Genomic DNA, 26,190 nt, shown 5'->3' on the forward strand with positions numbered 1-26,190 from the left:
CTGCAGCTGCCAGCAAGCCGGCCGCCAAGAAATCGGCTGCCCCTAAGACTGCTAAGACTGCCGCTGCCAAGGCTCCAGCCGATTCCAGCATGAAGGATCTTTATTCGGAAGGCGGCAAGAAAGCGTCTGATAAGACCGAGAGCAAGCGCAAGTATGATCAGGCTTATCGCTGGATCGTCAAGCCGTTGGTTACTGAGAAGGCCAGCGTCCTGAACGCCTTGAACCAATATGTTTTCGCCGTTGCTAAGGATGCCAACAAGATCGAGGTGGCCAAGGCCATCGAGTCGATCTACGGAGTCAAGCCGGTTTCCGTAAACATGCTGCGTGTCTCTGGCAAGAACGTCCGCTTCGGACGCATCCAGGGCAAGCGCAAGGATTGGAAGAAGGCCGTCGTCACTCTGCCGGCCGGCAAGTCGATCAAAGTTTACGAAGGAGTTTAATAGAAAGTAATTCGCATTGAGCATATATGGCTATTATCAAAGTAAAACCTACAACCAATGGACGGCGCGGAATGAGTTTTGATGATTTTTCAGACATCACCAAACGCGAACCGGAAAAGGCATTGGTCATCGTAAAAAAGCGCTGCTCTGGCCGCAATAACCAGGGTAAGATCACTGTCCGCCATCGCGGCGGCGGTTCTAAGCGCGGCATCCGCATCATCGATTTCAAGCGTGACAAGTTCGGCATTCCGGGCAAGGTCGCAGCTATCGAGTACGATCCGAATCGCGGAGCCCGTTTAGCTTTGATTAATTATGCCGATGGCGCGAAGCGTTATATCGTCGCTCCTGTCGACTTGAATGTCGGCGCAGCCATTATGAGCTCACAAGAGCAGATCGAGATCCTTCCAGGAAACGCGATGCCGGTCAAGTTCATCCCAGCCGGTGTCATGATTTACAATATCGAGTTACAGCCTGGCCAGGGCGGCAAGATCGCCCGCGGTGCCGGTGTCGGAGTCCGCGTGATGGGCGTCGAGGGCAATTTCGCCCAGATCAAGATGCCATCCGGCGAAATCCGCCTGATCAAGAAAGAATGCTTGTGCTCTATCGGCCAAGTCTCCAATCCTGACCATTCGAAGATCAATGTCGGCAAGGCCGGACGCAGCCGCCGTATGGGCATCCGTCCTACCGTCCGCGGTACGGCCATGAATCCGAATGATCATCCACATGGCGGCGGCGAAGGCAACCAGCCGATCGGTTTGAAGCATCCGAAGACCAAGTGGGGCAAGCACGCTTTGGGCGTCAAGACTCGCAGGAGCAAGAAGTCCTCGAGCAAGCTGATCATCCAGAGGCGCAAAAAGAACAAGTAATTCAACATTCCAATATTATGTCGAGAAGTTTAAAAAAAGGTCCATACGTTAATGAGCGCATCGTAAAGAAGGTGCTGAACCTGAAGCCAGGCGATAAGACTGTGATCAAGGTTTGGGATCGCGCTGCCACCATCACCCCGGAAATGGTAGGATTCACATTCGGCGTCCACAACGGCCGCCAGCACACTCCGGTTTATGTGGTTGAGAACATGGTCGGCCACAAGCTGGGAGAATTCTCTCCGACCAGGAAGTTCGTCAGCCATGGCGGCAAGATGGCCAAAGATCAGGCCAAAGGCAAGAAGTAAGCATTTAACTAAACTTGGACATTAGGTAATCATATGGAAATTACAGCCAAAGCAAAACATATTCACATGTCAGCACGCAAGGTCCGCCTGGTGGTTGATGTGGTGCGCGGCAATAAGGTTGATCAGGCTTTAGCACAGTTGCAGTTCATCAATAAGCTTGCTACCAAACCGGTCGCCAAGCTGATCAATTCGGCTATCGCCAACGCGGAACACAACTTCAATCTGGATCGCACCAACCTGTTCGTCAAGACCATCCGCGTCGATGAAGGCGTGACCATGAAGCGCTGGATGCCTAAGGCTCATGGACGCGCTACCCCGATCCGCAAGCGCTCCAGCCACATCATCGTGACTCTGGCTGAAATCAAAGATAGCGGCAGCCTGAAGGCTCGCGAGCAGAAGATCGAGGCTCCGATCAAACTCGGCACTAAGCCGACCGAAGAAGAGGGAGTCAAGGTCAAGAAGACTGACAAATCAAATGTACCGACCGAGACTGCTGATGAGAAGGGCGCCAAGGTCAATGACCCGCGCTATACCGGACGCAGCGGACACGCTAAAGTCGAAGGCGGCAGCAAAGGCTTCGTCGGCAAGATGTTTCAGCGCAAGAGCGGCTAATATTTTGAGAATAACTAATAAGATACTATGGGACAAAAAGTCAATCCAAAAATTTTCCGAATCGGCATTACTAGAACCTGGGATTCGAAGTGGTTTGCTCAAGGCAAGGCCTATGCAAGCAATTTGGAACAGGATACCAAAGTGCGCAGGTATTTGATCAAGGAATTGCGCGAAGCCGGTGTCGATCGCGTAGAAGTCGAACGGAATCATAAGAAGATTTCTGTCGGCATCTTTACTGCTAAGCCGGGACTGATTATCGGCCGCGGTGGCGCAGGTGCGGAAGATTTGAAGAAGAAGATCCACACCAAGTTTTTGAAAAATTATAAGATTTCCGACATTACTTTGAATATCACCGAAGTTGATCGTCCGAATCTGTCAGCCCAAATCCTGGCCCAGTCGATGGCTTTGGAAATCGAGAAGCGCATGCCTTTCCGCCGCGTCATGAAGCAGGCTATCAACCGCGTCGAGCGGGCCGGAGCCTTGGGCGTCAAAGTCGGCATCAAGGGTCGTCTGAACGGTGCGGAAATCGCCCGTAGCGAAGTCCTGACTTCCGGTTCGATCCCGCTGCACACCATGCGCGCAGACATCGATTACGCTCTGACCACTGCCGCCACCACCTACGGCGCTATCGGCATCAAAGTCTGGGTCTACAAAGGCGAAGTATTCGGCGGTGCCCAGTCCAAGAAGGGCGAAGTCATCAGAGAAAGGTCTAAAAAGTAATTTTTGTATAATAGTTTGAAGAAAATACTATGTTAATGCCCAAGAAAACTAAATGGCGCAAATCACATAAAGGCAGCCGCGGAGGCAAGGCTACTCGCATGATCGATGTCAGTTTCGGCGAGTTCGGCTTGCAGAGCACTGAGAACTGCTGGGTTACCGCCCGTCAGATTGAAGCTACCCGCCGTGTCTTGACCCGCTACTTGAAAAAGGGCGGCAAGCTCTGGATCCGCGTTTTCCCGCACAAGCCGGTCACTCAGAAGTCAGGCGAAGTGCCTATGGGTAAAGGTAAGGGTTCAGTCGATCATTATGTGGCAGTCGTCAAGCCAGGCATGGTCTTGTTCGAAATCGAAGGTATTACCGCTGAATTGGCACGCGAGGCGATAACTTTGGCCGGCCACAAGCTGCCGGTGAAGTCTAAGTTCGTAACTAAGCACTAAGAATATGGAACTAAAAGAGTTAAAAACCAAGAGTGAAGCGGAATTGCACCGTTCGTTGGCCGAATCACGGGAGAAGTTGCGCGATCTGCGCTTCAAGGACGCTTCACGACAGCTGAAGGATGTGCGCGAAATCAGGGAAGTGAAAAAGCTAATTGCCCAGATTTTAACTCTGCTCCATCTGCCGAAGCAGTCGAGTGATCAATAATCCAATCATTAGATAACTATGACTAAAGAAGTTATTAAAACTGAAAATACAGCCGCCGCCCCGATCCACCGCAAATTCAGCGGCGTGGTCATGAGCGACAAGATGGATAAGACCATCACCGTCAAAGTCGAGCAGGTGAAGATCCACCCCAAGTACAAGAAGCGCTATACCGTCAGCACCAAATATAAAGTTCATGACGAGAAGAACCAGTATAAGGTAGGGGATAAGGTCAATTTCGTCGAATGCCGCCCTTTGTCTCGCGACAAGCGCTGGCGCGTAGTTAACGCCTAAGAAATATTTGAGAACAATCATATGATACAGATGGGAACACGTTTATTAGTAGCCGACAACAGCGGAGCCAAGAGGGTCCAGTGCATTAAGGTGCTCGGCGCGACCAAGAAGCGCTATGCCCGCATCGCTGAAATCATCACCGTTGCAGTCAAGGAAGCGGCACCGCACATGTCGATCAAGAAGGGTGATGTAGCTCACGCCGTGATTGTTCGCGTCAAGAAAGAGATCAGGCGCAACGACGGGACCTATATCCGCTTCAGCGAGAACGCTTGCGTCATTATCGATAAGAACAAGAAGGAACCGAAGGCCACCCGCGTGTTCGGTCCGATCGCCCGCGAAGTGCGCAAGGCAGGCTATCAGAAGATCGCCTCGCTCGCTCCTGAGGTGCTATAACTAAAACATTGGACAGCGTATATGAAAATCAAGAAAAACGACAAAGTAATGATCCTGGCCGGCAAGGATAACGGCAAGACCGGCAAGGTCCTGCAGGTATTCCCGGTAAGGCAGCGCGTCAGCGTTGAAGGCTTGAATCTTTTGATCAAGCATTTGCGCCCACGTCGCGAAGGCGAGAAAGGCCAGCGCATCGAGTTTCCAGCCCCATTGAACATGTCCAATGTCATGCTGGTCTGCACCAAGTGCGGCAAGCCGACCCGAGTCGCCTATAAGGTCACCGAAGGCGCTGATGGCGCCAAGAAGACCAAGGTGCGAGTATGTAAGAAATGTAAACAAGTGATCGATTAACCATATGAGATTACAAGAGCGATACAAAAAGGAAATATTGCCTAGCCTCCAGAAGGAATTCGGCATCAAGAACATCTTGGCAACACCGCGCTTAGTGAAGGTAGTGTTGAACGTCGGTGTCGGCCGCCAGACCAAGGAGCAGGCTTTCGTCGATAACGTCGAGAAGACCCTGACCAGGATCACTGGCCAGAAGCCGGTCAAGACCAAGGCCAGGAAGTCGATTGCTTCTTTCAAGGTCCGTGAGGGCCAGATCATCGGCCTCAAGGTGACTTTGCGCGGCCAGCGGATGTATGACTTCCTCGAGAAGCTGGTATCCGTGTCTTTCCCGCGCATCCGCGACTTCCGCGGCATCTCTGACAAGATGGTCGACAAGCAGGGCAATATGACCATCGGCTTCAAAGAGCACACGGCTTTCCCGGAAGTCAGAGCTGAAGATATCGACAATGTCCATGGCCTGGAGATCTGCATCGACACTACCGCCGAGAACCGCGAGACCGGTTTGGCCCTGTTCCGAGCGTTGGGTTTTCCTTTTAAGACCGAAGAAAAATAATTGATCAAAGAATATGGCGACTAAAGCACAAATCGCAAAGTCTAACAGAAAGCCGAAATTTAGCACCAGGGTTGTCCGTCGTTGCTGGCGATGTGGTCGAAACCATGGGTACATCCGTGATTTCAACCTCTGCCGCATCTGTTTTCGCGAACTAGCCACTGCTGGCGAACTTCCAGGGGTGACGAAATCAAGCTGGTAATCATTCGTTTACATAACATTTTTTAAGTAGCAATATTATGATGGATCCTATTGCGGACATGCTAACAAGGATAAGAAATGCTTCAGCTATCAGAAAGCCAGAGGTTGTTTTACCCATGAGCAAGATCAAGTTCAACATTGGAAAGATATTACAGAAAGAAGGCTGGGTTGAACGCACCGAGGTAATCAAGGCTGATGGCCAGAAAAACCAAGGCGGAGCTTTTGATCAGCTGAAGATCGTCCTGAAGTATAAGTCGGACGGCAAATCAGCTATCAGCTCGATCAAGCGCATCAGCAAGCCTAGCTTGCGCGTTTATGTCACCAAAGAAGAGCTGCCACGCGTCTTGAATAACCTCGGCATCGCTATCATCTCCACTTCCAAGGGGCTGATGACGAACAAAGAGGCTCGCAAGAACGGCATGGGCGGCGAAGTTGTCTGTGAAATTTATTAATCACCTAAAGTTACGATAAACATATGTCGAGAATCGGCAAATTACCAATCAGCTTACCGACAGGCACTTCCGCCAGGATGGACGGAGAATTTTTGGTCGTCAAAGGACCTAAGGGCGAGCTTCGCGAAAAGATCCATCCTTTGGCCTTAGTCGAGCTGGCTGAGCAGGAAATCAAAGTGAACGTGGCTAAGCCGGACGTCAAGAAAGAGCGCGCCATCTGGGGACTGTTCCGCACTTTGATCAATAATATGGTAATCGGTGTCAATCAGGGTTACGAAAAGAAGTTGGAAATCAATGGTGTCGGTTATCGCGCCGCAGTCGCAGGCAACAAGTTGACCTTGAACGTGGGTTTCTCCCATCCGGTAGATTTCACTCTGCCAGAAGGCGTAGTTGCAGCAGTCGCAGCCAACGTGATCACCTTGAACAGCATTGATAAATACCTTTTGGGCGAAACCGCTGCTCAGATCCGCAAAGTCAGGAAGCCTGAACCTTACAAAGGCAAGGGCATCAAATATTCCGATGAAGTTATCCGACGCAAGGCCGGCAAGACCGCGGCTAAGGGCGGCAAATAAATTTAGATAATATATCTCGCATATGAATCAGACTAAAGAGAAAACATTGAAACGAGACCGCCGCCGGGCCAAGATCAGGTCCAAGGTGGAGGGTGCCGCTGCTTGTCCGCGCTTGAGCGTTTTCCGCTCGAATAAGGGCATGTTCATCCAGTTGATCGATGACCAGGCTGGCAAGACCATCGTTAGCGCTAACGCCACCGAGCTCAAGAAGGAGAAGGAAGGCGGCAAAGTCGGCGTAGGTTTCGGCCTCGGCAAGCTGATCGCTGAAAAGGCCAAGAAGGCCGGCATTACGGCTGTGGTTTTCGATCGCGGCGGTTACCAGTATCATGGACGCGTCAAAGCGGTTGCTGACGGTGCTCGCGAAGGCGGACTAGTGTTTTAACTTATCACTATAAACATTGGAAAATATGACAGAACCAGTCAAAAAAGAACAAACAAAGCCAGCTGATAATAGGCCAGCCGGCGCAGCTAACCGCCCAGTCAGGAAAGATGCCCGCGGCGGCGGAGCTCGTCGTCCGATGAATCGCGGCCGTCGTGAGGAAATCATCGAGGAATTCGAGCAGAAGATAGTCGATTTGGCCCGCGTTACCCGCGTTATGGCCGGCGGCAAGAGAATGCGTTTCCGAGCTTGTGTGGTTGTCGGCAACAAGAAGGGCAAAGTCGGCATCGGTTTGGCCAAAGGCCTCGATGTGACTGCAGCTATTTCCAAGGCAGCGACCCAGGCCAAGAAGAATCTGGTCGAAGTGCCGATTGTCAACGACACCATCCCTCATGCCATCACTCATAAGCTGGGTGCAGCCGAAATCCTGTTCAAGCCGGCTTCTAAAGGCCGCGGTATCATTGCTGGCGGCGCTGTCCGCATGGTTTTGGAGCTTTCCGGCATCAAGAACATCACTTGTAAGACTTTGGGCACTAGCAACAAGGTGAATAACGCCAAGTGCGTTTCCGATGCCTTGGCCAATTTGAAGAAACCGGCCAAAAAGGCTAAAATTGAAATGAAGAAGGAGGCTGTTCCGGTCACTGAAGCCGTAGCCGAATCTGCTAAATAGTTTTTAACACATTGAATTTGATATCGTATGTTGAGTTTAAGCAATTTGAAGCCGAATAAGGGCGCAACCAAGAAGCGCAAACGCGTCGGACGCGGTAACGCCTCCGGACACGGCACCTATAGTACTCGCGGTCTGAAGGGTCAGAAATCCCGTTCGGGCGTTTCCGGCCTGAAGAGGCTCGGCATGAAGCCGATGCTTTTGAACCTGCCTAAGAAGCGCGGCTTTACTTCGCTTCAGGACAAGGATCAGGTCGTCAATCTGACGGCCATCAACCGCCACTTCAAAGAAGGCGGCAAGGTAACCCCTAACACCCTCCTCAAGGCGGGCCTGATTGAGAATGCAAGCAAATCTGTCAAAATTTTGGGACAGGGCCAGCTTTCCCTTAAAAATCTGGAGTTAGTGAACCTGAAAGTCAGCGCGACCGCTAAAGCGCAACTAGAAAAGCTTGGCGGCAAGGTTATTACCAAATAGCACCACTCATCCATATGAATAAGCTTATCCAAATTTGGAAGGCCAGAGACTTGAGGAACAACATCCTTTATGTTTTGGGCATGTTGGTCATATTCCGCATGGCTGCCCACGTTCCAGTTCCGGGAGTCGATGTCAAGGAATTGCAGGCATTCATGAATTCGAACCAGATTCTCGGTCTCATGAATCTCTTTTCCGGCGGCGGCATGGAGAACTTCTCCGTCATCATGATGAGCGTCGGTCCGTACATCACCGCTTCGATCATCTTCCAGCTTTTGGGCATGATCATTCCTTCTTTGGAAGAAATGAACAAGGAAGAGGCGGGACGGCAGAAAATCAATATGTGGACCCGCTGGCTGACCGTACCGATGGCTGTTCTACAGGGCTATGGCATGATCACTATCTTGCGCCAGTCTAACCGCGATATCATCACCGCAACCAATCCTTTCGATATTTTCGTCATGCTGCTCACTATCACCGCCGGCACCGTCTTCGTGATGTGGCTCGGTGAGCTGATCAGCGAAAAGAAGGTTGGCAACGGAATTTCCTTGATCATCTTCGCTGGCATCGTCGCCCGCATCCCGGTCTCTTTGCAGCAGATCATGGTCAATTTCGACCAGTCGCAGCTGTTCACCTTGCTGTGGTTCCTGGCTATCGCCATAACCACCATTATCGGTGTTGTCATCATCAGCGAGGGCCAGCGCAACGTGCCGGTGCAATACGCCAAGCAGATGCGAGGTAACCGGATGTTCGGCGGTTCGACCAGCCACTTGCCTTTGCGAGTGAACATGGCCGGCGTCATCCCGATCATCTTCGCTGTTTCAGTCGTGCTGTTCCCGCCGATGGTCGCCCAGTTCTTCATCCAGGCCAAGACCCAGTTCATCGCCAACGCAGCCCAGTGGGTCTATCAGATATTCCAGAACCAGCTGTTCTATGCCGTAATCTATTTCATTCTGGTCTTCGCCTTCACTTTCTTTTATACCGAAGTCGTTTTTCATCCGAGCCAGATCGCTGAGAATTTGCAGAAGCAAGGCGGCTTCATTCCTGGCATCCGCCCGGGACGTCCGACTGCCGAGTATCTCGCTCAGACTACCTATAAGATCATCCTGGCTGGCGCTCTATTCTTGAGCATCATCGCCATTCTGCCTTTGATCATGCGCTACTTTACCAATATCCAGTCATTGGCCATCGGCGGCACCAGCTTGCTGATCGTCGTATCGGTCGTTATCGAGACGGTCAAGCAGATCGAGTCGCAGCTGACCATGCGCGAATACGAAGGAGTTTAACCCCATCGCATAAAAAGCCGCCTTCCTTTCTTTAGGGGGCGGCTTTTGTTTTTTGCTAAGTTAAGTTATAATATAGGTATTCATTAGTAAATTTCCACTATGTTTGGCTCTTCACCTCTGCGCAACCGGCCGACAACGAACAATCCGAACAAGCCCTGGACCTCGACTTATCTTTCAAAGAATCTCCAAGGCAAGGAATTCGTAGGCCATTCAGCCTTCAAGCGTTTTCGCGAGCAGATCGGAAAATTCACCGGCACCAACAAGCTGGCCAACACCGGCGCTGTGAAACAGTTCATCAAGCAGAATTTCAGCGGCAAAAAGGCATATCAGGTCAATGATTTCTTGAAATTAAGATTGAAGATGAATGAAGCCCAGCGTGAAAAAGTGATTGGGGAGATCAGCCCATCGGGCGGCTTGACCAAGGAGCAGCAGCGCACAGAGGAGCGGCTTGGCAAAGTGCGGCAAAAGGACAATATCTACGAAGCCCAGAAAATGGCGAACAGCCATTTGGCCAAGAGCGAGACCACCCACATAATGGCCGGACAATCGGCTAATGTGACCACCGGTTTCGCTGGCAAGGGAACCGGACCGCAGAAGTCGGGTTTCGCCAGCGGCCCTGCCGGCAATGTCGCGCCTCTTACCCGCACTGATGGCGGAGTCGCCAGTGGCGGCCAGTCCAACAGCACCCCCTCAAGGCCTTATTTCCAACCTTAAATAATATCAATGCAAAAGAAATATTTCATCGTTTTCGGACCTCCCGGATCAGGCAAGGGAACCCAGGTCAAACTGCTTGCCGAACGCCTCAACTTGCCGGCCATCTCGACCGGCGATTTGTTGCGCACGGAGATAGATAGAGGCACGCCGATCGGGCTGTCAGTCAAGGCGCTCCTGGCTAAAGGCAGGCTGGTTTCCGACGAGATCGTCGGTGAACTCTTGCTGAAACGCCTGCGCCGGAAGGATACGGCAGCCGGTGTCATCTTCGACGGTTATCCTCGGCGACTGAGCCAGCAGGAATTCCTGCTCGGCCATTTGTCAACCAAGAAACCTGAGCCATCGATCGTGCCTTTGCTGATCGACGTCAGTGACGAAGAGGTGGTGCGGCGCATTAGCGGACGGCGCGCTTGCTTGTGCGGCGCCGTCTATCATGTCGCCAGCAAGCCTCCCAAAGAAGATGGCAAATGTGACCGCTGCGCCGGCAAGCTGTTCATTCGCGACGATGACAAGCCGTCCGTAGTCAAATCACGCCTTCGCACCTATCACAAGGAAAGCGCCAAGATCCTTTCTTATTGGCGCAAGCAGGGATTCTTGATCGAGATCAACGGCGAGCAACCGATTAAGAAAGTCGATGGCGAGTTGATGCGCAAACTGAAGAAATATATATGATTATCATAAAAACCGAAGCTGAAATCGCCAAGATAGGCGAAGGTGGCAAGATCTTGTCACTCATTCTAAAGAAGGTTGCAGAATCAGCTAAGCCCGGAACTACCACGGCCGAGTTGGAGAAGCTGGCCTGCGAGTTGATCGATCAGGCCGGAGGCCGCCCAGCATTCAAAGGTTACTGTCCCGTGCCGCAAGGAAGGCCCTATCCCACAGCCTTGTGCATTTCCATCAATCATCAGGTCGTCCACGCCCCGGCTTTGCCGGCGCGCGCTATTTTCGATGGCGACATCGTCAGTATCGACATCGGCATGGAATATCCGGCTCGGAACGGTTACTTTACAGACATGGCGGTGACATTCGGCGTGGGCAAGATCGGTGCTAGGGCGCAGAAATTGATCGAAGCGACCAAGCAATCGCTCGAGCTGGCAATCAAGAAGGTGAAGCCAGGCGCCAGTATCTACGACATCGGACGGGCAGTAGAAGACTATGTGGTTTCGCAAGGTTTTTCCGTGGTGCGCGACTTGGTAGGGCATGGCGTAGGCAAGGCGGTGCACGAAGAGCCTCAGATCCCTAATTTTCCGATCGAGGCCAACAAACGCATTCTGCTCAAGCCGGGCATGGTAATCGCGATCGAACCGATGGTCAACATGGGCCGGCATGAGGTCGTGACCGGTCCCGACGGCATGAGCATCGACACTGCTGATGAAAGTCTGTCGGCCCACTTCGAACATACCGTTGCCGTCACCAAGACAGGCAATCTGGTTCTGACAAGATAATTATTATCGAATATGGAAAGGTATTTAGGTATCGATTACGGCACGAAAAGGATCGGCTTGGCATTGGGTGACAGCCTGACTAAGCTCGCCACTCCTTTCAAAGTCGTAAGCACTCTGGCTGACATAGTTGCGGTGATCAAGGAAGAGGATATCGAACATCTGGTGGTGGGGCTTCCTTTGACTATGCGCAAGGAAAAAGGAGAGATGCATGAAAAGGTTCAAGAATTCATTTCTGATCTGTCTGACTTGACCGGCTTGCCGATCGAGCAGGTCGATGAAAGGCTTTCCAGCAAGGCTGGCGATGCGCTAGTCGGCGGCAAGAAGGATAAAGCGCCGCGAGACGCGATTGCGGCGATGCTGATTTTACAAAGTTTTTTCGACAAACATGCCTGATTTCGCAAAGTATCTATTGATCATAGCTTTGGTCGCGTTTGCAGCAGCAGCCATCTATTTTCTGCTGATAGGAATGAAGCTGTCGGCTTGCATCGATAAGGTTGACGGTTCGGGAAAGTGCCAGACAATCGTCTGCCGCGGCTGGGCCTATGTCGGTCGGGATGGATTGTCATGTTTCGGCAAGATAAAATCAATCAATGATTCTGGACAAAAATGATCGAAGAGACTTACCGCATCAAGGCTATCGTCCTGAAGCGCCAACCATTCCGCGAACATGACCTTCTGATTACGGCTTACAGCCCGGAAAAAGGGAAGCAGGCGCTGATTGCACGAGGGGCTAGGAAATTCCGCTCAAAAATAGCGGCTCATGTCGAGCCGTTTTGTTTTATCGATTGCATGGTGGTCAGGGGCAAGACTCATGACTATATGGGCAGTGCTCTGAGCAGCAATTGCCTGGTCGGGATAAAATCCGATTTTGACAGGGTTGAGGCGGCGAGTCGGGTGTGCCGATTTTTTGATAAGACTATAAAGGAGGGGCAGCCAGACATCACGCTTTTTGTCGAGCTGCGCGACATCTTGGCTTTGATTGACGGCGTCCAGCATGCCGAGGACGCCGCCCTCTGGGCCGATCTGTCGATTTTCCGGCTGCTTTCCCGGACCGGATACGAGCCGGATTTGCATAGGTGCGTTTTTTGCGGGTCTAAACCGGATGCCGAGGGCATCATGTTGGACCAGGCGAAAAATGGCATAGTCTGTCAGCGGTGCGCTGGCCAGGCCAAGGGCTTGACAATATCTGAAAATGCTGTTAAATTGCTAAGATTAGCCAATGAACTGGAAATCAGCCGATTCCGCAACTTAAAAGTTGACCGGAGTCTGGCATTAGAAATATCGCTCATTACAACACGGCTCATGGAGCAGTGAAACTAACACTGAAAGGAGGTGTTGCAAGATGGTGATGTCTGACGGTTGGTCCAATGATAACCCTGAAGTGGTAGGTCCGTTCAATGTCTTCATGGCAGACGGTGGCAATTATCTCGATATCGCGACTTTCAAGGAAGCGACAAAGAAGGCTGACGAGCAGCCTGGCTCGAAAGTCGGCGGCCGCGGTGGAGGCGTCGTGTATGTGTCACAGGCACCACAGACCGCCGTACCTTTGCGCAGGCGAGGTGCGGGAGAGCAGCAGCGGGAAAAGCGCAGTTCTGATCTGATCTGAAGCAAGACGCCGTTTCGGCAGGAAAATTTATTTTGGAGGTATGACCTATGGCTCGCAGAGTTTCATCGCCAATGCTCCAATTGAGCAGAGGCCAGGTCAAGTTTTTCGGTGAAGAGGGCTTCGGTTACGTGGTTGAGGAACATCCGAAGAAGAAAAGGGAAGTATTTTTCCGCTCCAAGCATTTTGCCGGTCCGGTCGAGCGCCATCTGGGCAAACTCGATTTCGACCTGGCAAGCCGCTTGCCGTACCGGATGGATTTCCGTCCGCCAACCCGCAGTGACGAACTGGTATATCTGACCATGTGGACCGACCGCGGTCCTATGGCCAAATACTGGGGCTTCGCTGCCGACTGGGAAAAGGCAAGCCGCCGCATTTCCATGCGCTTATCACCCGATTCCGTCTTAGTCCGGGTCAAGCAAGTCATTCCCGAAAGAGGAATTGCGGCACCGCAAATCGTTTGGGAGGGTGAGCTCGATAAGTTCATGTTCAAGCTCGAACACGGGTTCGCCTCTACTCTCAATCAGACCGCTGTCATCGAGCAGTGTCGGGCAACCGGCTGGATGGCCATCGAGGACCCCTCGACCTGGCATCCGCAGTGTCTGAAACTTCCGCTGGAACGGAGGCAGACATGAGCACTCCGAAGCAAGTTTTGAAAAAAACTCCCGAAATAGCGCTTGAGGCGTTCAAGGAGTTCTTCGCCCCGCTAGTTCAGCTGGGCCAGTTTATCAAAAAGAGGCTGAAAAAGGCAGCCTGATGGGCCCCTGGTCCGACGCCGCATGGAAACATGCGGCTTTTTTTACGGAAGAAATATTTGCTCACAGAACTTCATGATGCGTTTCCGCGGGTCAATGAATTCGGAGATGATCGATGGCTGCTCGAACAGTGATGGCTGCTCAAGATAAATTAGGAATATTTTGAGAAAAAAGGTGTGGGAAATGAATAGGGTATCGTTCGTCTCTTGCCGCATATGGGCGAGCAGTTGGTCGCAACGCGCTTTGATTTCGTTTCTTGATTCAAGAAGCGAATCGCTGATAAAACCATCGATGAAACCTTGGCGTACGGCATCGCTGCCTCGCTGGGCGTAGTCTTCTTCGGAGCAGACGGTGGCGACATCGAAGCGTATCTCGCGGAGCAGGGAGGAGGCAGTAACTGAAGCCTTGTTGTTGACGATCTTTTGGCGCACAAGGAAGTCAGCGGTCTGTTTCGTGCGCAGAAGGTCTGAACAGAAAACCGCAGCAACGTCATGGAGCCGGTCGATGCCTGGCTTGTCGAGGCAGGCGCTGACCTTAGCTTCGTCCAGTGGCGGATCGTATTCTTGGCGCGTCAAAGCCGCTACGCTAGCGTACTTGGTTTTTCCGGATATTTGCGGGTCGTAAGGCCCGGTTTTCATGAGTATGATCATAATAAAGGGGAGAGGCGCTGCCGCTGTCAGCAGCGCCTCTCTAAAATCAATACCACGAATCGTCGATCACGCCTAGGGGGAATTTTTGCGCGTTTTCCAGGTGGCCGCATCCAGGCACGAACCTTGAGAGGAAGAAATTCTGCAGGTTGGGCGTGAAATGGTTGATGACCACCAAGTTATGATCGGCGAACAGCTTGCGCAGCAGGCTGCCGTGGGTAACGTAAAGACTCATGCCATGGGCCGCCGCCTGGGCCGACTCCTCGGCAGTCAATCGGCGGCCGCGGAATTTAGCAGCCAGATTCTGCCGCATGGCGCAGAAAGCGTCGAATTTGCCGCTGAAAGCCCGATTGTGCTTGGCTTCGTGGAGGATGCGCTCGGCAACTTCTTCTTGGACCTCAAGATACGGGATGTTCTGTTCGGTGTACCAGCTGGAAAAGGTTTTGACTTCGCCCAAAGAGCCTATCTGCTCCTTTATGGCTTTGGCCGAAGCTTCGCAGCGTCCGATGTAGTCGTCCTTCGAAGCGGCGACCCGGAGATAGAACTCCTTTTGCTGGCTGGTGAGCTCCGGCAGGTCGGCTACTAGGATCAGCCAGCGGGTCGCGATTTCTTGACCGTTAAGACCGCTGATCAGATCGGGGACGCGCCGGAGGTGCGATGCGGCGGTCAGGCTGGCACCGCGCCCCAGTTCGCCCCTGAAGGTGTACTTGCCATCTTCGTGAGGGTAGTCCGGGCAGACAGTCGATAAGATAACGGCTTGGCCTTGGATGCGCTTGACCTTGCGTTGGTCGCTGCGGGAAAAGTGGACATCGGTTCCGTGGAAGGGTCGGTAGTCTTTGCTGTTGAATGGCATGGTCGTCTCCTTTTTGAATGAGCGATAAAAAAATAAAACTCCCCATCCCTTCGTACGACAAAAAATCGTACGAAAGGACGAAGAGTCTTCTTCGCGGTACCACCTTTCTTTCAGAAATAAAAAACTGCCACGGAATGTGCCAGCAAATGATTCCTGCTCATCGACTCCGCTTGCGCGACATCGATTAGCCCATGGTTACGGGGGCAGCCGGATTTCCACTAGCGCAGAAATCATCCCCTCCCTTGCGGGAGAAAATCAGACCCAGCCCCTCGGGAAGCCCCAAGGGATCTGATTTATGGATTTTGCGGTTGTTAATGATGGGATAAATATAGCTCAAAATGGCTAAAATGTCAACTATTGACTAATTTTAGCAATCATAGTATATTCTATCTATCCTTAAAATCGAATCAAAACCATCAGTCCCCCTACGCCACAGGCTGCGGAGGATAAAACCTTGGCCAACACCAGGGGAGGTGCGGGAAGAAAGTCAGCCTGGCTGATCACTAGAACCCGTCGTAAGCTTGCGTTAAGAGCATAATTAAGTGTTTGTTTGCCTTTGGCGGGTCCGCCCCAGGCGGATAAAAACTAAGGTGGTACCACGAGAATCCTCGTCCTTAGATATGGCATTTTGCCGTATTTAGAGACGAGGTTTTTTATTTTTAAAACCCTATGACCGATTACATCGTAATATCCAAATTCAGGAACAAACAGCAGACGGATCTTCTGGTTGCAGAGTTGGCCAAGCGAGGGAAGACTTGCTATAACCATTGCGACATCCCGGCTGACCCTGATAATCCTCATGATCATCCGGAAAAGCAGATGGAGAAGTTCGAATCGGTTTCCGATTTCTTCAATGACAAGCACTATCGGTATGTCTTTGAAGAAGATTTGCGAGGGCTCAGGGGCGCAGGTAAAGTCATCGCACTTTTCCCGGCCGGCAACTCAGTCCACGTCGAAGCGGGAATCGCCTACGGCTTGGGCAAGCCGCTGATCCTGATCGGCGAATTGGAAAAGCCGGAGACGCTTTACCTGATATTTCAGGAGCGGTACAAGACCATCGAGGATTTTTTAGAAACTATATAATAATTCAAAACTATGTTGCGAACACACACATGCGGCGAATTGACGAAGGCGCTGGCCGGGCAAGAGGTCGAGCTCTCCGGCTGGGTCGCTAAGCGCCGCGACCACGGCGGCATCATCTTTATCGATCTGCGCGACCGTTACGGCATCACTCAGCTGACCTTCGATGAGAAGTTCGGCGCCGAGGCTTACCAGGCGGCTGACCGCCTGCGCAGCGAATGGGTCATCCACATCAAGGGCAAAGTGGCTGCCCGTCCTGATGAGATGGTCAACGACAAGCTTCCGACCGGCACGATCGAAGTCGAAGTCTCGACGCTCGAAGTCCTGTCCGAATCCAAGCCTCTGCCATTCGAGCTCGACGACGAGAAGGCGAAAGACGTCAAGGAATCGATGCGCCTGAAATATCGTTTCCTCGATCTGCGCCGCCCGAAGCTGCAGGAGGTCCTGATGAAGCGCAACGAGGTTATCCGCCACGTGCGCGATTATTTCAAACAGCTCAACTTCGTCGAGGTGCAGACACCGATCCTGGCTAACTCCTCGCCCGAAGGCGCACGCGACTATCTGGTCCCGTCACGCCTCTATCCGGGCAAATTCTACGCTTTGCCCCAGGCGCCGCAGCAATTCAAGCAGCTCTTGATGGTCGGCGGTTTCGACCGCTACTTCCAGATCGCTCCTTGCTTCCGCGATGAGGATCCGCGCAATGACCGCCACCCTGGCGACTTCTACCAGATCGATTTGGAGATGAGCTTCGTCGAGCAGGAGGATATCTGGAACACCGTCGAGCCGCTGATGATCGAGCTGACTGAGAAGTTCGGCAACAAGGAAGTCATCCAGAAACCGTTTCCGCGCTATACCTGGCACGAAGTCATGACCAAATACGGCATCGACAAGCCTGATTTGCGCTTCGACTTCGAGATCAAGCCGGTTAGCCGGCTGGTAGCTGGCTGCGGTTTCTCGGTCTTTGCCGATGCCGTCGCGACCGGCGGCGTAGTGCATGCCTTGAAGATCGACGGCGGCGCCAAGTTCTCCCGCAAGGAGATCGATGAGATGACCGAAATCGCTAGAAGCAAAGGCGCCAAAGGCCTGGCCTACATTTCCTGGAAAGAAGACGAGGGCCTGGTCTCGCCGATCATCAAATTCTTGGGTGACGAGCTAACCAAACAGGTTATGGATGAGGTCGGGGCCAAACAGGGCGATATCGTCTTCTTCGGCGCTGATACTTGGAAGACCGTCTGCGCCGCCCTCGGCGCGGTCCGCAACGATTGCGGCAGCCGCCTGGGCCTCAAGGATAATACCAAGGCCGCCTGGTGCTGGGTCAAGGATTTCCCGATGTATGATTACTCTGATATAGAGGACGGCCGCGTCGATTTCGGCCATAACCCGTTCTCGATGCCTCAGGGCGGCATGCAGGCCCTGCTCGAACAGAACCCGTTGGAAATCCTGGCCTATCAATATGACCTAGTCTGCAACGGCTATGAGATCTCTTCCGGTGCGATCCGCAACCATCGTCCAGACATCATGTACAAAGCCTTCGAGTTGGCCGGCTACACCAAGGATGACGTGGACAAGCGCTTCGGCGGCATGATCCGCGCCTTCGAATACGGTGCACCGCCTCACGGCGGCATCGCTCCGGGCATCGACCGCCTGATGATGGTGCTGTTCGACCTCGATTCAATCCGCGATATCTACGCCTTTCCGAAGGACGGCCAGGCCCGCGATGCCATGATGGACTCGCCGAGCGAGGTGACTGAGAGACAGCTCAAGGAACTGCATATCAAATTGAACATCCCGCCGAAATTGGCTGACAAGATATACGACAAAGGCGAATAGCTCGCAAAAACAAAAAGGGACTGCTGGGGTTTAATCCAGCAGTCTTTTTTGTTCAAGCTCGAGATCGAGCTTGAGGAGTTGTCGTTTTTGCTCTGGGGTGAGCTTGATTCTTTTGTAGACTGATAACTCAATCTCAAGTTCTTTTCGGGAATCAAGCCGATCCTGGAGCGGGTTTTCTTTGGGGGGAAGGAGAATGTGAGAGGTGGCGGTGGCCGAGGGGAAGGTCGAAATAAATGCGACGAAGACGGCGGTGATCAGGATTTTCATAATCCTTTTCTCCTTTCTTGGTAAGGTTCATTTAAACAATCAAATATACCATAGATTGGTATATTTGTCAATAGTAATGTCTGTTCGCCTCCCGTTTTATTCATAAAATCTTAATGAATTGTTGCAAAAGTTAGCCAAAGTGGTATGTTATTAATATAGGTTAACAAATAAGCCGAATCCGGCCACACATGGCCGAACGGCAACAAATTTATGGAACAGCCAATCATGGCTCGCGAAGCCAACAATGCGGCTAAATTCGCCTTCCTGTATCTCTTGTCTCTGGTCTCGCTGGTGTTCGTCAGTACCTCTGTCGGCATGGTAATCTTCCAGATAATCAACAAGTTCATCACCGACCCGATACATACCGAAGCCTTCGAGCAGGGGGCGCTGAAATACGCCGTAGCTGCCTTGATCATCGCTAGCCCGATCTATTTCCTGACTGTCCGCCACATCAACCAGAGCCTGGTCTCAGGCAAATTGGAAATGCAAGCGGCTATCAGGCGCTGGCTGACCTACCTCATCCTCCTGATCGTTTCAGTGGTCATGATCGGCTGGCTGATCGGCACCTTGACCAGTTACATGAACGGCGATCTGACAGCGAAGTTCGGTCTCAAGGCCTTGGCATCGTTGCTGATTGCCGGAGTAATCGGCGGATACTATTGGTATGATATTCGAAGAGAGAAAGTAGAGTCAGATGATAAGACGGCGATGTGGTACGGCTATTCGAGTAGCGCCCTAGTGGTCGTCGCATTGGTATTAGCCATTATTTATGCCGGTTCGCCCGGTGAAGCCCGTGACCGGCGTACCGATGAGCTGCTTCTGGGCCGCTTTGACGTCATTGATAGCGCCATCAACTCGTATTATATGGAAAACGGCAAGATGCCGTCGGATCTGGATACGCTAGTCAAAGAGAAGCGGATTACTGACGAAAAACAGCTCACCGACCCGGTCAGCGGCGAGAAGATAGTCTATAAGCCGGGCAAAGACAAGCTGTATGAGCTCTGCGCCACCTTCAGGCGTGGGAATAAGGAAGAAGATCTGAATCGGTATTATTCCTCCCGTTGGCCGCATGACGCTGGAAATCAGTGCCTTACTCAGCGCCTCTCGGCCCTGCCTGATGGCAAGACAATAGTTCCGGCTGAGCCGAAACCGGCCCCGGTGAGATAGTTGACAAATCGCGAAAAAGCCATTAAAATAAGCAAAAATCCAAGGTAAATCGCTTGGGTTTTTGTTTTTGGTCGAGGAACATAAATTCCCGACCATACAAAAAGCCTTTGGCTTTTATATGTCCTTTTTATCATAAACGCAATCAAGAAGCTGATAAAAATCCACCGCATCGACAAGGAGACCGGAATGAAGAAGGAAGGGGACCCGAGGAAGACCAAGGTAGAGTTGTTTCCAGAACCGAAGGATCGGATCATTTTCGCTTTGAACACTTCAGATTTCGTCCGCGCGCAGTGCCTGGTATCGCTCCTCTCGAGCCATGTCGGGTATTTCAAGTTCGGACCGGAATTGGCTAGCGCGATGCTGGCCAGCCTGCTGTGCTCGTCGGACAGTGCCGCCGCCGACAATATGCGGAAGGTACGCGCAATATTCAACGAAGCCAAGGACCGGATATTCTGGGATGGCCGGCTGGCAGGCATTGCCAGCACGATCGGCTCGACGACCAAGACCCTGTCCGACATGGGAGTCTGCATGCTCAGCGTGCAGGCCAAACAAGGGATGAGGTCAATTTCGGCCGCCAGCGAGAACAAAGGCAAGAGCCTGTTGTTCGCTGCTACGCCACGTTCGTCGGTCGACCATGAGGAATGCCGAGCGAATTGCCTGGTCACCAGCAAGCAAGAGGTCCGGCTGATCGAGATGATCAGAGACAAGGGTGTCGACGGCATCATTTGCTCGTCTCACGAGACCGCTGCCATCCGAGCCTGCTTGCCGGAAGCATGCGTCGCGACCCGCGACGTGCGTCCGCTCTGGGTGCCGGTCAGTAACCGCAGCAAGGTCATTACCCCGCACCAAGCCATCATGGCTGGCGCCGACGCCGTAATCATCGGCAAGCCGATCAGCCAACCGCCGGTTTCAGTCGGCGACCCGACTAGGGCCGCGGACCGGATCATCGAAGAAATCAAACAAGCGTTGCTTGAGCGTCAAAAACTTTTGGAATTGAACGGAGGTGAAACGGAGGCAGCTTGATTAATCACGCAGCAGATTGGAGATGGAAATAACGCCAAAAGGGGGCAACTGTATGAACCAGACGGAACTGTTGGACGAAGCGAGAAAGAAGATTATCGTAGCAATGGACGTACCGGACATTTTTGCGGCACATCGGGTCGCAAGACCGCTAGCTCCGCATGTCGGCATGTTCAAGATCGGCAAGCAACTCTTCACCGCTTGCGGACCGGAAGTTATCAAGCTGATCAAAGGTATGGGCGGGGAAGTCTTCCTCGATCTCAAGTACCACGACATCCCCAACACTGTCGCCATGGCAGGGCTCGAAGCAGCCAGGCTCGGCGTCAAGATGTTCAACCTGCACGCCCTGGGCGGTCCGGAGATGATGGAAACGACCATGAAGGCTCTGCGCGCCGAGTATCCCGACCCGGAGAATCGTCCCAAAGTCCTGGCCGTCACCATCCTCACCTCTTCTAATCAGGAAACGCTCAAAGCTGTCGGCATCGACCTCCCGGTAAAAGAGATGGTCGTCAAGCTGGCCAAGCTGGCCCAGGCCTGCGGCGTCGATGGCGTCGTCTGTTCGCCTCAGGAAATCGAGCTGATCCGCGAAGCCTGCGGTCCTGATTTCCTGATCGTCACGCCGGGCATCCGTCCGGCCGACGCTAAAGCCGACGACCAGAAGCGCATCGCCACCCCGGGAGCAGCCGTAGCAGCCGGATCCAACTATTTGGTCATCGGCCGCCCGATCATCGAGCAGCCCGACCCCGTAGCCGCCGCACAGGCCATAACGGAAGAGATCGTCCAGGTATTGCAGCAGTAATCAGTATTTACGAAACATTTCAGGTAAAAGGCAAACCATCAACCACGCAGCAGAAAAAGGAGGTACGCATGAGCGCAAGCGGATCAGCAGGGGGTAAGGGGCAAGTGCAATTGCTGAAAAGAAAGATCCGTCCTGAGATAGTTGAAGGACTGGACAACACGCTTAAGCGTTGTGGCGGTTTCTATGAGACGCCGAAAGACGCGGAAGGCAAGCGGCTCGGACCGTTGGTCGGCTACGCCGGCAAGTATGATGTCGGCGACGGATCGCAAGCGCATTATGTCGGCGAAATATTCTTCAACTGCGCCAAGCTCGAGCAGTGGCCGTTCATTCTGGACGAATACGCCGAAAAGCTGCGCCGTCTCCAACTCACCGGAGTTAACGGCTATCATAGCTTTCCCATATTTCTTGGCATGCCTATGGGCGGCATCACCTTTGCACAGGCTCTGGCCCGCGCCGACTCGTACGCCCGAGCCATCTACGCCGAGAAGAAGGTGATTGAAGCGGAGACCGCGACCCAGCGCGAGCAAAGCATCCTGGTCTTCGACAGACACACGCCTGAGCCGGGCGACCATGTCATCATTACCGAAGACGTGGTCAACAACTTTTCGACCACCAGCAAGGCGATCAAGCTCATCCTCGATGCACAGGCAGTCCCGATTGCCATCGCTTGCATCAAGAACCGGTCTGAATTGACGGAGTATGAGTATGAGGGAATCAGACTGCCAGTTCTGTCGTTTGACCATTCGCCGGCCAAGCAGTATCGTCAGGACGACCCTTACGTCGCGGCCGACATCGCTGCGGGAAACATCGTCTGGAAACCCAAGAACAGCTGGGAAAAAATCGAACCTTTTATACAGTAATCATACCGATGATACTGTCCGGGGGATGCGCGCGCATCCCCCTTTTTTATTTTGCCAGAAGCCGGAAAGTCAGTTATAATAAGGTCAATTAGGCTTTATTTATTAAAAATCGACCATTGTTCGGTTATAAATGTATGGTTAAAAAACCAGTAGCTAAGAAAAATAGCGAAAAAAAGCCAAAAAAAGTCAAGAAAGCCCTGCCGATTTCCCCCAAGATCATCGCCTATCTGGAAAAGGCCGGCGTGCCCCATGAGGTAATCGCGCACAAGACCGTTTATACGGCTTTTGACGCGGCCCAGACCCTTAGGCGCAAGCTTTCGGAGATTGCCAAGTCGCTTCTGGTCAAGGCGGACCAGGATTATTTCGTCGTCATCTTGCCGGCTGATCACAACCTGGATATCAAGAAGCTCCAGGCCGCGATCGGCAAGCAGACCAAAAAGGTTATCAAGGTCATTAAGATTCCGGGTGAAGATATCGTAGAACAGATTACCAAGACCAAGAACCAGGCCCTGACCGCCTTCGGCGGCTTGCACAATCTGCCAGTCATTATCGATGAGAATTTGGCCAAGGCCAAGAAGGCGATCTTTTCGGCCGGCAATTCCAACCATTCGATCGAAGCGGCAGTCAAGGATTTCATCAAGGCCGAGCAGGCGGCTGTCGCCAAGTTCGGCGTGAAGCGCGTCATCAAAAAGGTAAAGAAGGCCGTTGCTAAGCCGAAAGCTAAGCCGGCGGTGAAGAAGGTCGCGGCCAAGAAGGCTGTCGCGAAGAAGCCGGCTAAGAAAAAATAAACCGATCGCACATAGCCAATGATCATAAAGCTTGAAAAATTCGAGGGCCCGTTGTCTCTCCTCTATCAATTGATCGAGAAGGAAGAGCTAGACATCACCCAGGTCAGCCTGGCCAAGGTGGCGGACCAGTACATGTTCTACATCAAGGCGATGTCCGAGGCCAATCCCGAGGAGATGGCTGATTTTTTGGTGGTCGCGGCGCGGCTACTCTTGATCAAGTCCAAAGCGTTGCTGCCTTATCTATATCCGGAAGAGGAAGAGGAAATCGCCGAGCTCGAACATCAGCTCAAGATGTACCAGGAGTTCTTGGAGGCGACCAAGGTGATTTCTGCCATGATCGGCAAAAAGCATTTCATGTTCGCTCGCCCATTCAACCGTAAGGCCGCCCTGTACGTCGATAACCAATTCTCGCCGCCGAAAAATCTGGTCAAAAGCCTGATCGCTACCGTCTTTGAGGAGTTGCTGACGCGCATCAAGCCGGCAGAAACGGCGCTTGAAGAGAAAATTTTGGAACGAAAAATCAATATCGAAGAGAAGATACTCCTAATTGAGCAGCGTTTGCTTGAGCGCATGAAGGTCGGGTTCAACCAACTGATCGCGGAGGCCGAGAACAAGACCGAAATCATCGTCTCTTTCCTGGCTATGCTCGAGCTGGTGCGCATGCGGCAGATCGACGTCAATCAGGACGAGATGTTCGGCGATATCGAAATCAGCAAGTTATAATTAAATTAGCATATGGATAACCTTAAGTCGCAAATAGAATCGCTGTTATTCATCTCCGCCAAGGCGATGACACTGAAGACGATTGCGGATCTGACCGGCACCCAGCCGAAAGAGGTGGAAAAAGCCGGCGAAGAGATGATCGAGCAGTACAAGCAGTCGGGCAGCGGCATGCAGATCATTCGCAATGGCAACAGCTTGCAGATGGTCAGTGCGCCGGAGAATGCCAAACTGATCCAGGATTTCATCAAGGACGAGACGACCGGCGAGCTGTCGCGGCCGAGCTTGGAGACTTTGACGATCATCGCCTATCGCGGTCCGATATCCAAGCTGGACATCGACCGCATCCGCGGCATCAACTGCAGCCTGATCCTGCGCAATCTTCTCCTGCGCGGCCTGATCGAGAGCAAGCACGACAAGACCAAGGACGACGCCTATTTCTCGGTCACTTTCGATTTTATCCGCTTTTTGGGCCTGAATGACGTGAAAGAATTGCCTGATTACGAGCGTTTGCATAAGGATGATACGATTGATCGCATGTTGGAGCAGCCGGAGGTCGCAGTATAAACAAGACGTTCAATTATGTTTTTAGCCAGTCTTCTAGGGGGAGTGATCTCCTCCATATTTTTCTTAAACATCAGCTTGAGTGTTCCTGATTGGCACATGCCGCAGGAGCCGATTTTGCCATGGGTCAAAAAGGAGCGCATCGACCAGGCCATACATTGGTCGACTGAATTGCTGGTCGGCCGCACGGCCTTGGCCTTGATCGGCCATCGGCAGATGCTCCGTCTCACCAATAACGGCTTGCCGATCGCTGGTCTGCGGATGCCGGTCCGACGCGATGCCAGTTCGACCGATCCCTTAGTCAATGCATCATCAAGCATCGTCCTTGACGGCATGAACGAGATGGTGCTTTTCGCCAAGAACGAGAAGGCGGTCTGGCCGATTGCCAGCATCACCAAGCTTGTTACGGCCATGGTTTTTCTGGATCATAATCCCGGATGGGACAAGGTCTATGAGATGCGCCCGAGCGATCGGCGCGATGGCGGCAAGATCTATCTGTTCAACGGAGACCAGGTTAAGGTCAAGGATCTTTTCTATCTGAGCTTGGTCGCCTCAGGCAATAGTGAAACGGTGGCTTTGGCAAATTCGACAGGCCTGACGACTGAGGAGTTCGTAGCCAAGATGAACGAGAAGATGCGCGACCTGGGATTGAACCAGAGTTCGTTCGCCGACGTTGTCGGTTTGTCTGACCAGAACGTCTCGAATGCCCAGGAGGTGGCGCTGATCGCCAAGACAGCTTTGGCTCAAAAGGAGATCAAGGATGCGACCCTGACCGACAGCTATCGCACCAAGACTTTGGCAGGCAAGGAGGTTTTTGCGCAGAGCACGGATAAGCTCCTTGATGATGAGTTCAGTGACGGCATTACTCTTCTAGGCGGCAAGACCGGGCACATCATCAAGGCAGGGTATTGCTTCGTGGGAATATTCGCTAATTCTAGCCGTAATCCAGTCATCTCGGTAATTCTTGGCAGCCCTAGCGATGCCTCGCGCTTTCATGAAGCTTACCGTCTGGCTGACTGGACCTATCGGAATTATCGCTGGCAATAGCGGCTAAGCGTGCTATAATATATATGATTAATTTTTTAATGAAATATCATGGAAAAAGATAACAAGGGGCGATCCAAGGTCGTCGTGGCCAACTGGAAGATGAAGCTCGGACTCAAGGAAAGCGTCGAATTGGCCAAAGAGATGAAAGAGCTATTCACGGATTTCAAGAAGGCGCGAGTCGGCGTTTGTCCTAATTTCTTATCCATCAAAGATGTCAAAGAGGTCTTGAAAGATACCCCGATTGCGGTCGGCGCCCAAGATATTTTCTGGGAAGACCGCGGTGCCTATACCGGCGAGGTCTCGGCCAGCATGCTCATCGAGGCCGGCTGCGAATACGTGATCATCGGACACTCGGAAAGGCGCAAGTATATGTTAGAGAACTACGAGATGATCCACCAGAAGCTCAAGGCGGTTTTGAATACCGACGGCCTGACACCGATCGTCTGTTTGGGCGAGAGCGAGGATGAGCGCAAGACCGATCGCCGCGATTTCGTCTTGGTACACCAGTTGCAGCAGTCGCTTGGCGGCATTAACCTTTTGGAAAATCAGCGCATCATCGTCGCTTACGAACCGATCTGGGCGATCGGTTCCGGCATCGCCATCGAACCGGAAGAGGCAGTTTATGCCCACAAGATCATCAAGCTGACACTGAACGACATGTTCGGCCCGCAAGTCTCGAGCAACAATTTCCAAATCATTTACGGCGGCAGCATCTCGAGCAAGAACGTTAAGGACTTCGTCAATCTCGAGAATATCGACGGCCTTTTGGTCGGCGGCGCCAGTCTCGACGCCAAGGAGTTCCACAAGGTGGCCAAGGCCATGCTGACCTGCTGCTCATAATT

The 26,190-nt window shown here is 52.5% G+C and carries 40 protein-coding genes; 37 read left to right on the top strand and 3 right to left on the bottom strand.

From position 1 onward, the window contains the following. Positions 1-89: 89 nt before the first annotated feature. The 26 genes from rplW (at position 90) to HGA34_04820 (ending at position 13,586) form a co-directional block, all read left to right on the top strand. Complete coding sequence (gene rplW / locus HGA34_04695) at positions 90-440, top strand: 50S ribosomal protein L23 (GenBank protein ID NTW22805.1); 351 nt, start codon at positions 90-92, stop codon at positions 438-440. 26 nt (positions 441-466) lie between these two features. Next, a complete protein-coding gene (rplB, locus tag HGA34_04700) occupies positions 467-1,306 on the top strand; it encodes a 50S ribosomal protein L2 (GenBank protein ID NTW22806.1) in 840 nt (279 codons plus the stop codon). Between the two features lie 17 nt (positions 1,307-1,323). Beyond that, the gene (rpsS, locus tag HGA34_04705; GenBank protein ID NTW22807.1) at positions 1,324-1,611 is read left to right on the top strand and encodes a 30S ribosomal protein S19; all 288 of its coding nucleotides are present in this window, start codon (positions 1,324-1,326) and stop codon (positions 1,609-1,611) included. Positions 1,612-1,644: 33 nt separating this feature from the next. After that, entirely contained in the window at positions 1,645-2,223 is a 579-nt protein-coding gene (gene rplV, locus HGA34_04710) for a 50S ribosomal protein L22 (GenBank protein NTW22808.1), read from the top strand. Between the two features lie 27 nt (positions 2,224-2,250). Further along, a complete protein-coding gene (gene rpsC / locus HGA34_04715) occupies positions 2,251-2,943 on the top strand; it encodes a 30S ribosomal protein S3 (protein ID NTW22809.1) in 693 nt (230 codons plus the stop codon). Positions 2,944-2,972: 29 nt separating this feature from the next. Continuing rightward, complete coding sequence (gene rplP, locus HGA34_04720) at positions 2,973-3,380, top strand: 50S ribosomal protein L16 (protein NTW22810.1); 408 nt, start codon at positions 2,973-2,975, stop codon at positions 3,378-3,380. A gap of 4 nt (positions 3,381-3,384) precedes the next feature. Then, positions 3,385-3,585: a 50S ribosomal protein L29 gene (gene rpmC, locus HGA34_04725; protein ID NTW22811.1), complete on the top strand. Its 201-nt coding sequence runs from the start codon at positions 3,385-3,387 to the stop codon at positions 3,583-3,585. Between the two features lie 18 nt (positions 3,586-3,603). After that, the gene (rpsQ, locus tag HGA34_04730; protein ID NTW22812.1) at positions 3,604-3,876 is read left to right on the top strand and encodes a 30S ribosomal protein S17; all 273 of its coding nucleotides are present in this window, start codon (positions 3,604-3,606) and stop codon (positions 3,874-3,876) included. A gap of 21 nt (positions 3,877-3,897) precedes the next feature. After that, positions 3,898-4,269, top strand: a complete 372-nt coding sequence (rplN, locus tag HGA34_04735) for a 50S ribosomal protein L14 (protein NTW22813.1) — start codon at positions 3,898-3,900, stop codon at positions 4,267-4,269. Between the two features lie 21 nt (positions 4,270-4,290). Then, a complete protein-coding gene (locus HGA34_04740) occupies positions 4,291-4,617 on the top strand; it encodes a 50S ribosomal protein L24 (protein NTW22814.1) in 327 nt (108 codons plus the stop codon). A 4-nt stretch (positions 4,618-4,621) separates the two neighbouring features. Next, positions 4,622-5,167, top strand: coding sequence for a 50S ribosomal protein L5 (gene rplE, locus HGA34_04745; GenBank protein ID NTW22815.1), 546 nt, complete (start codon positions 4,622-4,624; stop codon positions 5,165-5,167). Positions 5,168-5,180: 13 nt separating this feature from the next. Then, the gene (locus HGA34_04750) at positions 5,181-5,366 is read left to right on the top strand and encodes a type Z 30S ribosomal protein S14 (GenBank protein NTW22816.1); all 186 of its coding nucleotides are present in this window, start codon (positions 5,181-5,183) and stop codon (positions 5,364-5,366) included. Positions 5,367-5,403: 37 nt separating this feature from the next. After that, a complete protein-coding gene (gene rpsH / locus HGA34_04755; GenBank protein NTW22817.1) occupies positions 5,404-5,817 on the top strand; it encodes a 30S ribosomal protein S8 in 414 nt (137 codons plus the stop codon). Positions 5,818-5,840: 23 nt separating this feature from the next. After that, positions 5,841-6,389, top strand: coding sequence for a 50S ribosomal protein L6 (gene rplF, locus HGA34_04760; GenBank protein ID NTW22818.1), 549 nt, complete (start codon positions 5,841-5,843; stop codon positions 6,387-6,389). A gap of 22 nt (positions 6,390-6,411) precedes the next feature. Next, the gene (gene rplR, locus HGA34_04765) at positions 6,412-6,771 is read left to right on the top strand and encodes a 50S ribosomal protein L18 (GenBank protein ID NTW22819.1); all 360 of its coding nucleotides are present in this window, start codon (positions 6,412-6,414) and stop codon (positions 6,769-6,771) included. Positions 6,772-6,907: 136 nt separating this feature from the next. Continuing rightward, positions 6,908-7,438 (top strand): 30S ribosomal protein S5, encoded by a 531-nt coding sequence (gene rpsE, locus HGA34_04770; GenBank protein ID NTW22820.1) that lies wholly within the window; start codon positions 6,908-6,910, stop codon positions 7,436-7,438. 27 nt (positions 7,439-7,465) lie between these two features. Beyond that, positions 7,466-7,909, top strand: a complete 444-nt coding sequence (rplO, locus tag HGA34_04775; GenBank protein NTW22821.1) for a 50S ribosomal protein L15 — start codon at positions 7,466-7,468, stop codon at positions 7,907-7,909. Between the two features lie 14 nt (positions 7,910-7,923). Then, entirely contained in the window at positions 7,924-9,192 is a 1,269-nt protein-coding gene (gene secY, locus HGA34_04780) for a preprotein translocase subunit SecY (GenBank protein ID NTW22822.1), read from the top strand. Positions 9,193-9,291: 99 nt separating this feature from the next. Next, entirely contained in the window at positions 9,292-9,906 is a 615-nt protein-coding gene (locus HGA34_04785) for a hypothetical protein (protein NTW22823.1), read from the top strand. Between the two features lie 9 nt (positions 9,907-9,915). Further along, positions 9,916-10,575: a nucleoside monophosphate kinase gene (locus HGA34_04790; GenBank protein ID NTW22824.1), complete on the top strand. Its 660-nt coding sequence runs from the start codon at positions 9,916-9,918 to the stop codon at positions 10,573-10,575. Next, positions 10,572-11,348, top strand: coding sequence for a type I methionyl aminopeptidase (gene map / locus HGA34_04795; protein NTW22825.1), 777 nt, complete (start codon positions 10,572-10,574; stop codon positions 11,346-11,348). The genes HGA34_04790 and map overlap by 4 nt, the downstream gene beginning before the upstream one ends. A gap of 12 nt (positions 11,349-11,360) precedes the next feature. Then, complete coding sequence (gene ruvX / locus HGA34_04800; GenBank protein NTW22826.1) at positions 11,361-11,741, top strand: Holliday junction resolvase RuvX; 381 nt, start codon at positions 11,361-11,363, stop codon at positions 11,739-11,741. Next, entirely contained in the window at positions 11,734-11,958 is a 225-nt protein-coding gene (locus HGA34_04805) for a hypothetical protein (GenBank protein NTW22827.1), read from the top strand. The genes ruvX and HGA34_04805 overlap by 8 nt, the downstream gene beginning before the upstream one ends. Continuing rightward, positions 11,955-12,662: a DNA repair protein RecO gene (gene recO / locus HGA34_04810; GenBank protein ID NTW22828.1), complete on the top strand. Its 708-nt coding sequence runs from the start codon at positions 11,955-11,957 to the stop codon at positions 12,660-12,662. Before HGA34_04805 ends, recO begins: the two co-directional genes overlap by 4 nt. Positions 12,663-12,696: 34 nt before the next feature. After that, positions 12,697-12,954: a hypothetical protein gene (locus HGA34_04815; GenBank protein NTW22829.1), complete on the top strand. Its 258-nt coding sequence runs from the start codon at positions 12,697-12,699 to the stop codon at positions 12,952-12,954. Positions 12,955-13,025: 71 nt separating this feature from the next. After that, positions 13,026-13,586, top strand: a complete 561-nt coding sequence (locus HGA34_04820) for a hypothetical protein (protein ID NTW22830.1) — start codon at positions 13,026-13,028, stop codon at positions 13,584-13,586. Positions 13,587-13,750: 164 nt separating this feature from the next. Here the strand turns inward: HGA34_04820 and HGA34_04825 are convergent, their stop codons facing one another. Further along, a complete protein-coding gene (locus tag HGA34_04825) occupies positions 13,751-14,344 on the bottom strand; it encodes a histidine phosphatase family protein (protein NTW22831.1) in 594 nt (197 codons plus the stop codon). A 58-nt stretch (positions 14,345-14,402) separates the two neighbouring features. Continuing rightward, positions 14,403-15,206 carry a hypothetical protein gene (locus tag HGA34_04830; GenBank protein NTW22832.1) on the bottom strand — a complete coding sequence of 268 codons (804 nt, stop codon included), beginning with the start codon at positions 15,204-15,206 and terminating at the stop codon, positions 14,403-14,405. 669 nt (positions 15,207-15,875) lie between these two features. On the opposite strand from HGA34_04830, the gene HGA34_04835 reads away from it, so the two are divergent. Both HGA34_04835 and aspS read left to right on the top strand, forming a co-directional pair. Continuing rightward, on the top strand, positions 15,876-16,289 hold the full coding sequence (locus HGA34_04835) for a hypothetical protein (protein ID NTW22833.1): 414 nt from the start codon (positions 15,876-15,878) through the stop codon (positions 16,287-16,289). Between the two features lie 12 nt (positions 16,290-16,301). Then, complete coding sequence (aspS, locus tag HGA34_04840) at positions 16,302-18,116, top strand: aspartate--tRNA ligase (protein NTW22834.1); 1,815 nt, start codon at positions 16,302-16,304, stop codon at positions 18,114-18,116. Positions 18,117-18,146: 30 nt separating this feature from the next. Here aspS and HGA34_04845 read toward each other — a convergent pair whose 3' ends face one another. Beyond that, positions 18,147-18,383: a hypothetical protein gene (locus HGA34_04845; GenBank protein ID NTW22835.1), complete on the bottom strand. Its 237-nt coding sequence runs from the start codon at positions 18,381-18,383 to the stop codon at positions 18,147-18,149. Between the two features lie 210 nt (positions 18,384-18,593). Here HGA34_04845 and HGA34_04850 point away from each other — a divergent pair, with 210 nt between their 5' ends. The 9 genes from HGA34_04850 (at position 18,594) to HGA34_04890 (ending at position 26,188) form a co-directional block, all read left to right on the top strand. Continuing rightward, a complete protein-coding gene (locus HGA34_04850; GenBank protein NTW22836.1) occupies positions 18,594-19,550 on the top strand; it encodes a hypothetical protein in 957 nt (318 codons plus the stop codon). 186 nt (positions 19,551-19,736) lie between these two features. Continuing rightward, positions 19,737-20,573: a hypothetical protein gene (locus HGA34_04855; GenBank protein ID NTW22837.1), complete on the top strand. Its 837-nt coding sequence runs from the start codon at positions 19,737-19,739 to the stop codon at positions 20,571-20,573. 52 nt (positions 20,574-20,625) lie between these two features. Beyond that, a complete protein-coding gene (gene pyrF / locus HGA34_04860) occupies positions 20,626-21,369 on the top strand; it encodes an orotidine-5'-phosphate decarboxylase (protein NTW22838.1) in 744 nt (247 codons plus the stop codon). Positions 21,370-21,437: 68 nt separating this feature from the next. Then, positions 21,438-22,229, top strand: coding sequence for a phosphoribosyltransferase (locus HGA34_04865; protein NTW22839.1), 792 nt, complete (start codon positions 21,438-21,440; stop codon positions 22,227-22,229). A gap of 134 nt (positions 22,230-22,363) precedes the next feature. After that, positions 22,364-23,017 (top strand): YbaK/EbsC family protein, encoded by a 654-nt coding sequence (locus tag HGA34_04870; GenBank protein NTW22840.1) that lies wholly within the window; start codon positions 22,364-22,366, stop codon positions 23,015-23,017. Between the two features lie 18 nt (positions 23,018-23,035). Further along, on the top strand, positions 23,036-23,740 hold the full coding sequence (locus HGA34_04875) for a segregation/condensation protein A (GenBank protein NTW22841.1): 705 nt from the start codon (positions 23,036-23,038) through the stop codon (positions 23,738-23,740). Positions 23,741-23,752: 12 nt separating this feature from the next. Beyond that, on the top strand, positions 23,753-24,304 hold the full coding sequence (scpB, locus tag HGA34_04880) for an SMC-Scp complex subunit ScpB (GenBank protein NTW22842.1): 552 nt from the start codon (positions 23,753-23,755) through the stop codon (positions 24,302-24,304). A gap of 15 nt (positions 24,305-24,319) precedes the next feature. Next, positions 24,320-25,348, top strand: a complete 1,029-nt coding sequence (locus HGA34_04885) for a D-alanyl-D-alanine carboxypeptidase (GenBank protein ID NTW22843.1) — start codon at positions 24,320-24,322, stop codon at positions 25,346-25,348. Between the two features lie 48 nt (positions 25,349-25,396). Next, positions 25,397-26,188, top strand: coding sequence for a triose-phosphate isomerase (locus HGA34_04890; GenBank protein NTW22844.1), 792 nt, complete (start codon positions 25,397-25,399; stop codon positions 26,186-26,188). Positions 26,189-26,190: the final 2 nt, after the last annotated feature.

The organism is Candidatus Falkowbacteria bacterium (assembly GCA_013336275.1).
In the GTDB taxonomy this organism is placed as follows: Bacteria; Patescibacteriota; Patescibacteriia; order Patescibacteriales; family GWE2-39-37; genus JAAXUA01.

Coding starts and splice junctions, on each gene's coding strand:
- map (NTW22825.1), top strand. CDS start 10,572: ATGATTATCATAAAAACCGAAGCTGAAATCGCCAAGATAGGCGAAGGT.
- rplO (NTW22821.1), top strand. CDS start 7,466: ATGTTGAGTTTAAGCAATTTGAAGCCGAATAAGGGCGCAACCAAGAAG.
- ruvX (NTW22826.1), top strand. CDS start 11,361: ATGGAAAGGTATTTAGGTATCGATTACGGCACGAAAAGGATCGGCTTG.
- HGA34_04805 (NTW22827.1), top strand. CDS start 11,734: ATGCCTGATTTCGCAAAGTATCTATTGATCATAGCTTTGGTCGCGTTT.
- rplV (NTW22808.1), top strand. CDS start 1,645: ATGGAAATTACAGCCAAAGCAAAACATATTCACATGTCAGCACGCAAG.
- HGA34_04850 (NTW22836.1), top strand. CDS start 18,594: ATGGAACAGCCAATCATGGCTCGCGAAGCCAACAATGCGGCTAAATTC.
- rplN (NTW22813.1), top strand. CDS start 3,898: ATGATACAGATGGGAACACGTTTATTAGTAGCCGACAACAGCGGAGCC.
- rpsS (NTW22807.1), top strand. CDS start 1,324: ATGTCGAGAAGTTTAAAAAAAGGTCCATACGTTAATGAGCGCATCGTA.
- pyrF (NTW22838.1), top strand. CDS start 20,626: ATGAACCAGACGGAACTGTTGGACGAAGCGAGAAAGAAGATTATCGTA.
- HGA34_04815 (NTW22829.1), top strand. CDS start 12,697: ATGTCTGACGGTTGGTCCAATGATAACCCTGAAGTGGTAGGTCCGTTC.
- HGA34_04790 (NTW22824.1), top strand. CDS start 9,916: ATGCAAAAGAAATATTTCATCGTTTTCGGACCTCCCGGATCAGGCAAG.
- rpmC (NTW22811.1), top strand. CDS start 3,385: ATGGAACTAAAAGAGTTAAAAACCAAGAGTGAAGCGGAATTGCACCGT.
- HGA34_04820 (NTW22830.1), top strand. CDS start 13,026: ATGCTCCAATTGAGCAGAGGCCAGGTCAAGTTTTTCGGTGAAGAGGGC.
- rpsC (NTW22809.1), top strand. CDS start 2,251: ATGGGACAAAAAGTCAATCCAAAAATTTTCCGAATCGGCATTACTAGA.
- HGA34_04865 (NTW22839.1), top strand. CDS start 21,438: ATGAGCGCAAGCGGATCAGCAGGGGGTAAGGGGCAAGTGCAATTGCTG.
- HGA34_04870 (NTW22840.1), top strand. CDS start 22,364: ATGGTTAAAAAACCAGTAGCTAAGAAAAATAGCGAAAAAAAGCCAAAA.
- HGA34_04885 (NTW22843.1), top strand. CDS start 24,320: ATGTTTTTAGCCAGTCTTCTAGGGGGAGTGATCTCCTCCATATTTTTC.
- HGA34_04825 (NTW22831.1), bottom strand. CDS start 14,344: ATGAAAACCGGGCCTTACGACCCGCAAATATCCGGAAAAACCAAGTAC.
- rplF (NTW22818.1), top strand. CDS start 5,841: ATGTCGAGAATCGGCAAATTACCAATCAGCTTACCGACAGGCACTTCC.
- secY (NTW22822.1), top strand. CDS start 7,924: ATGAATAAGCTTATCCAAATTTGGAAGGCCAGAGACTTGAGGAACAAC.
- HGA34_04785 (NTW22823.1), top strand. CDS start 9,292: ATGTTTGGCTCTTCACCTCTGCGCAACCGGCCGACAACGAACAATCCG.
- HGA34_04855 (NTW22837.1), top strand. CDS start 19,737: ATGAAGAAGGAAGGGGACCCGAGGAAGACCAAGGTAGAGTTGTTTCCA.
- recO (NTW22828.1), top strand. CDS start 11,955: ATGATCGAAGAGACTTACCGCATCAAGGCTATCGTCCTGAAGCGCCAA.
- HGA34_04890 (NTW22844.1), top strand. CDS start 25,397: ATGGAAAAAGATAACAAGGGGCGATCCAAGGTCGTCGTGGCCAACTGG.
- rpsE (NTW22820.1), top strand. CDS start 6,908: ATGAATCGCGGCCGTCGTGAGGAAATCATCGAGGAATTCGAGCAGAAG.
- rplB (NTW22806.1), top strand. CDS start 467: ATGGCTATTATCAAAGTAAAACCTACAACCAATGGACGGCGCGGAATG.
- rpsH (NTW22817.1), top strand. CDS start 5,404: ATGATGGATCCTATTGCGGACATGCTAACAAGGATAAGAAATGCTTCA.
- HGA34_04830 (NTW22832.1), bottom strand. CDS start 15,206: ATGCCATTCAACAGCAAAGACTACCGACCCTTCCACGGAACCGATGTC.
- rplR (NTW22819.1), top strand. CDS start 6,412: ATGAATCAGACTAAAGAGAAAACATTGAAACGAGACCGCCGCCGGGCC.
- rplP (NTW22810.1), top strand. CDS start 2,973: ATGTTAATGCCCAAGAAAACTAAATGGCGCAAATCACATAAAGGCAGC.
- rplE (NTW22815.1), top strand. CDS start 4,622: ATGAGATTACAAGAGCGATACAAAAAGGAAATATTGCCTAGCCTCCAG.
- HGA34_04845 (NTW22835.1), bottom strand. CDS start 18,383: ATGAAAATCCTGATCACCGCCGTCTTCGTCGCATTTATTTCGACCTTC.
- HGA34_04835 (NTW22833.1), top strand. CDS start 15,876: ATGACCGATTACATCGTAATATCCAAATTCAGGAACAAACAGCAGACG.
- scpB (NTW22842.1), top strand. CDS start 23,753: ATGGATAACCTTAAGTCGCAAATAGAATCGCTGTTATTCATCTCCGCC.
- aspS (NTW22834.1), top strand. CDS start 16,302: ATGTTGCGAACACACACATGCGGCGAATTGACGAAGGCGCTGGCCGGG.
- rpsQ (NTW22812.1), top strand. CDS start 3,604: ATGACTAAAGAAGTTATTAAAACTGAAAATACAGCCGCCGCCCCGATC.
- rplW (NTW22805.1), top strand. CDS start 90: ATGAAGGATCTTTATTCGGAAGGCGGCAAGAAAGCGTCTGATAAGACC.
- HGA34_04740 (NTW22814.1), top strand. CDS start 4,291: ATGAAAATCAAGAAAAACGACAAAGTAATGATCCTGGCCGGCAAGGAT.
- HGA34_04875 (NTW22841.1), top strand. CDS start 23,036: ATGATCATAAAGCTTGAAAAATTCGAGGGCCCGTTGTCTCTCCTCTAT.
- HGA34_04750 (NTW22816.1), top strand. CDS start 5,181: ATGGCGACTAAAGCACAAATCGCAAAGTCTAACAGAAAGCCGAAATTT.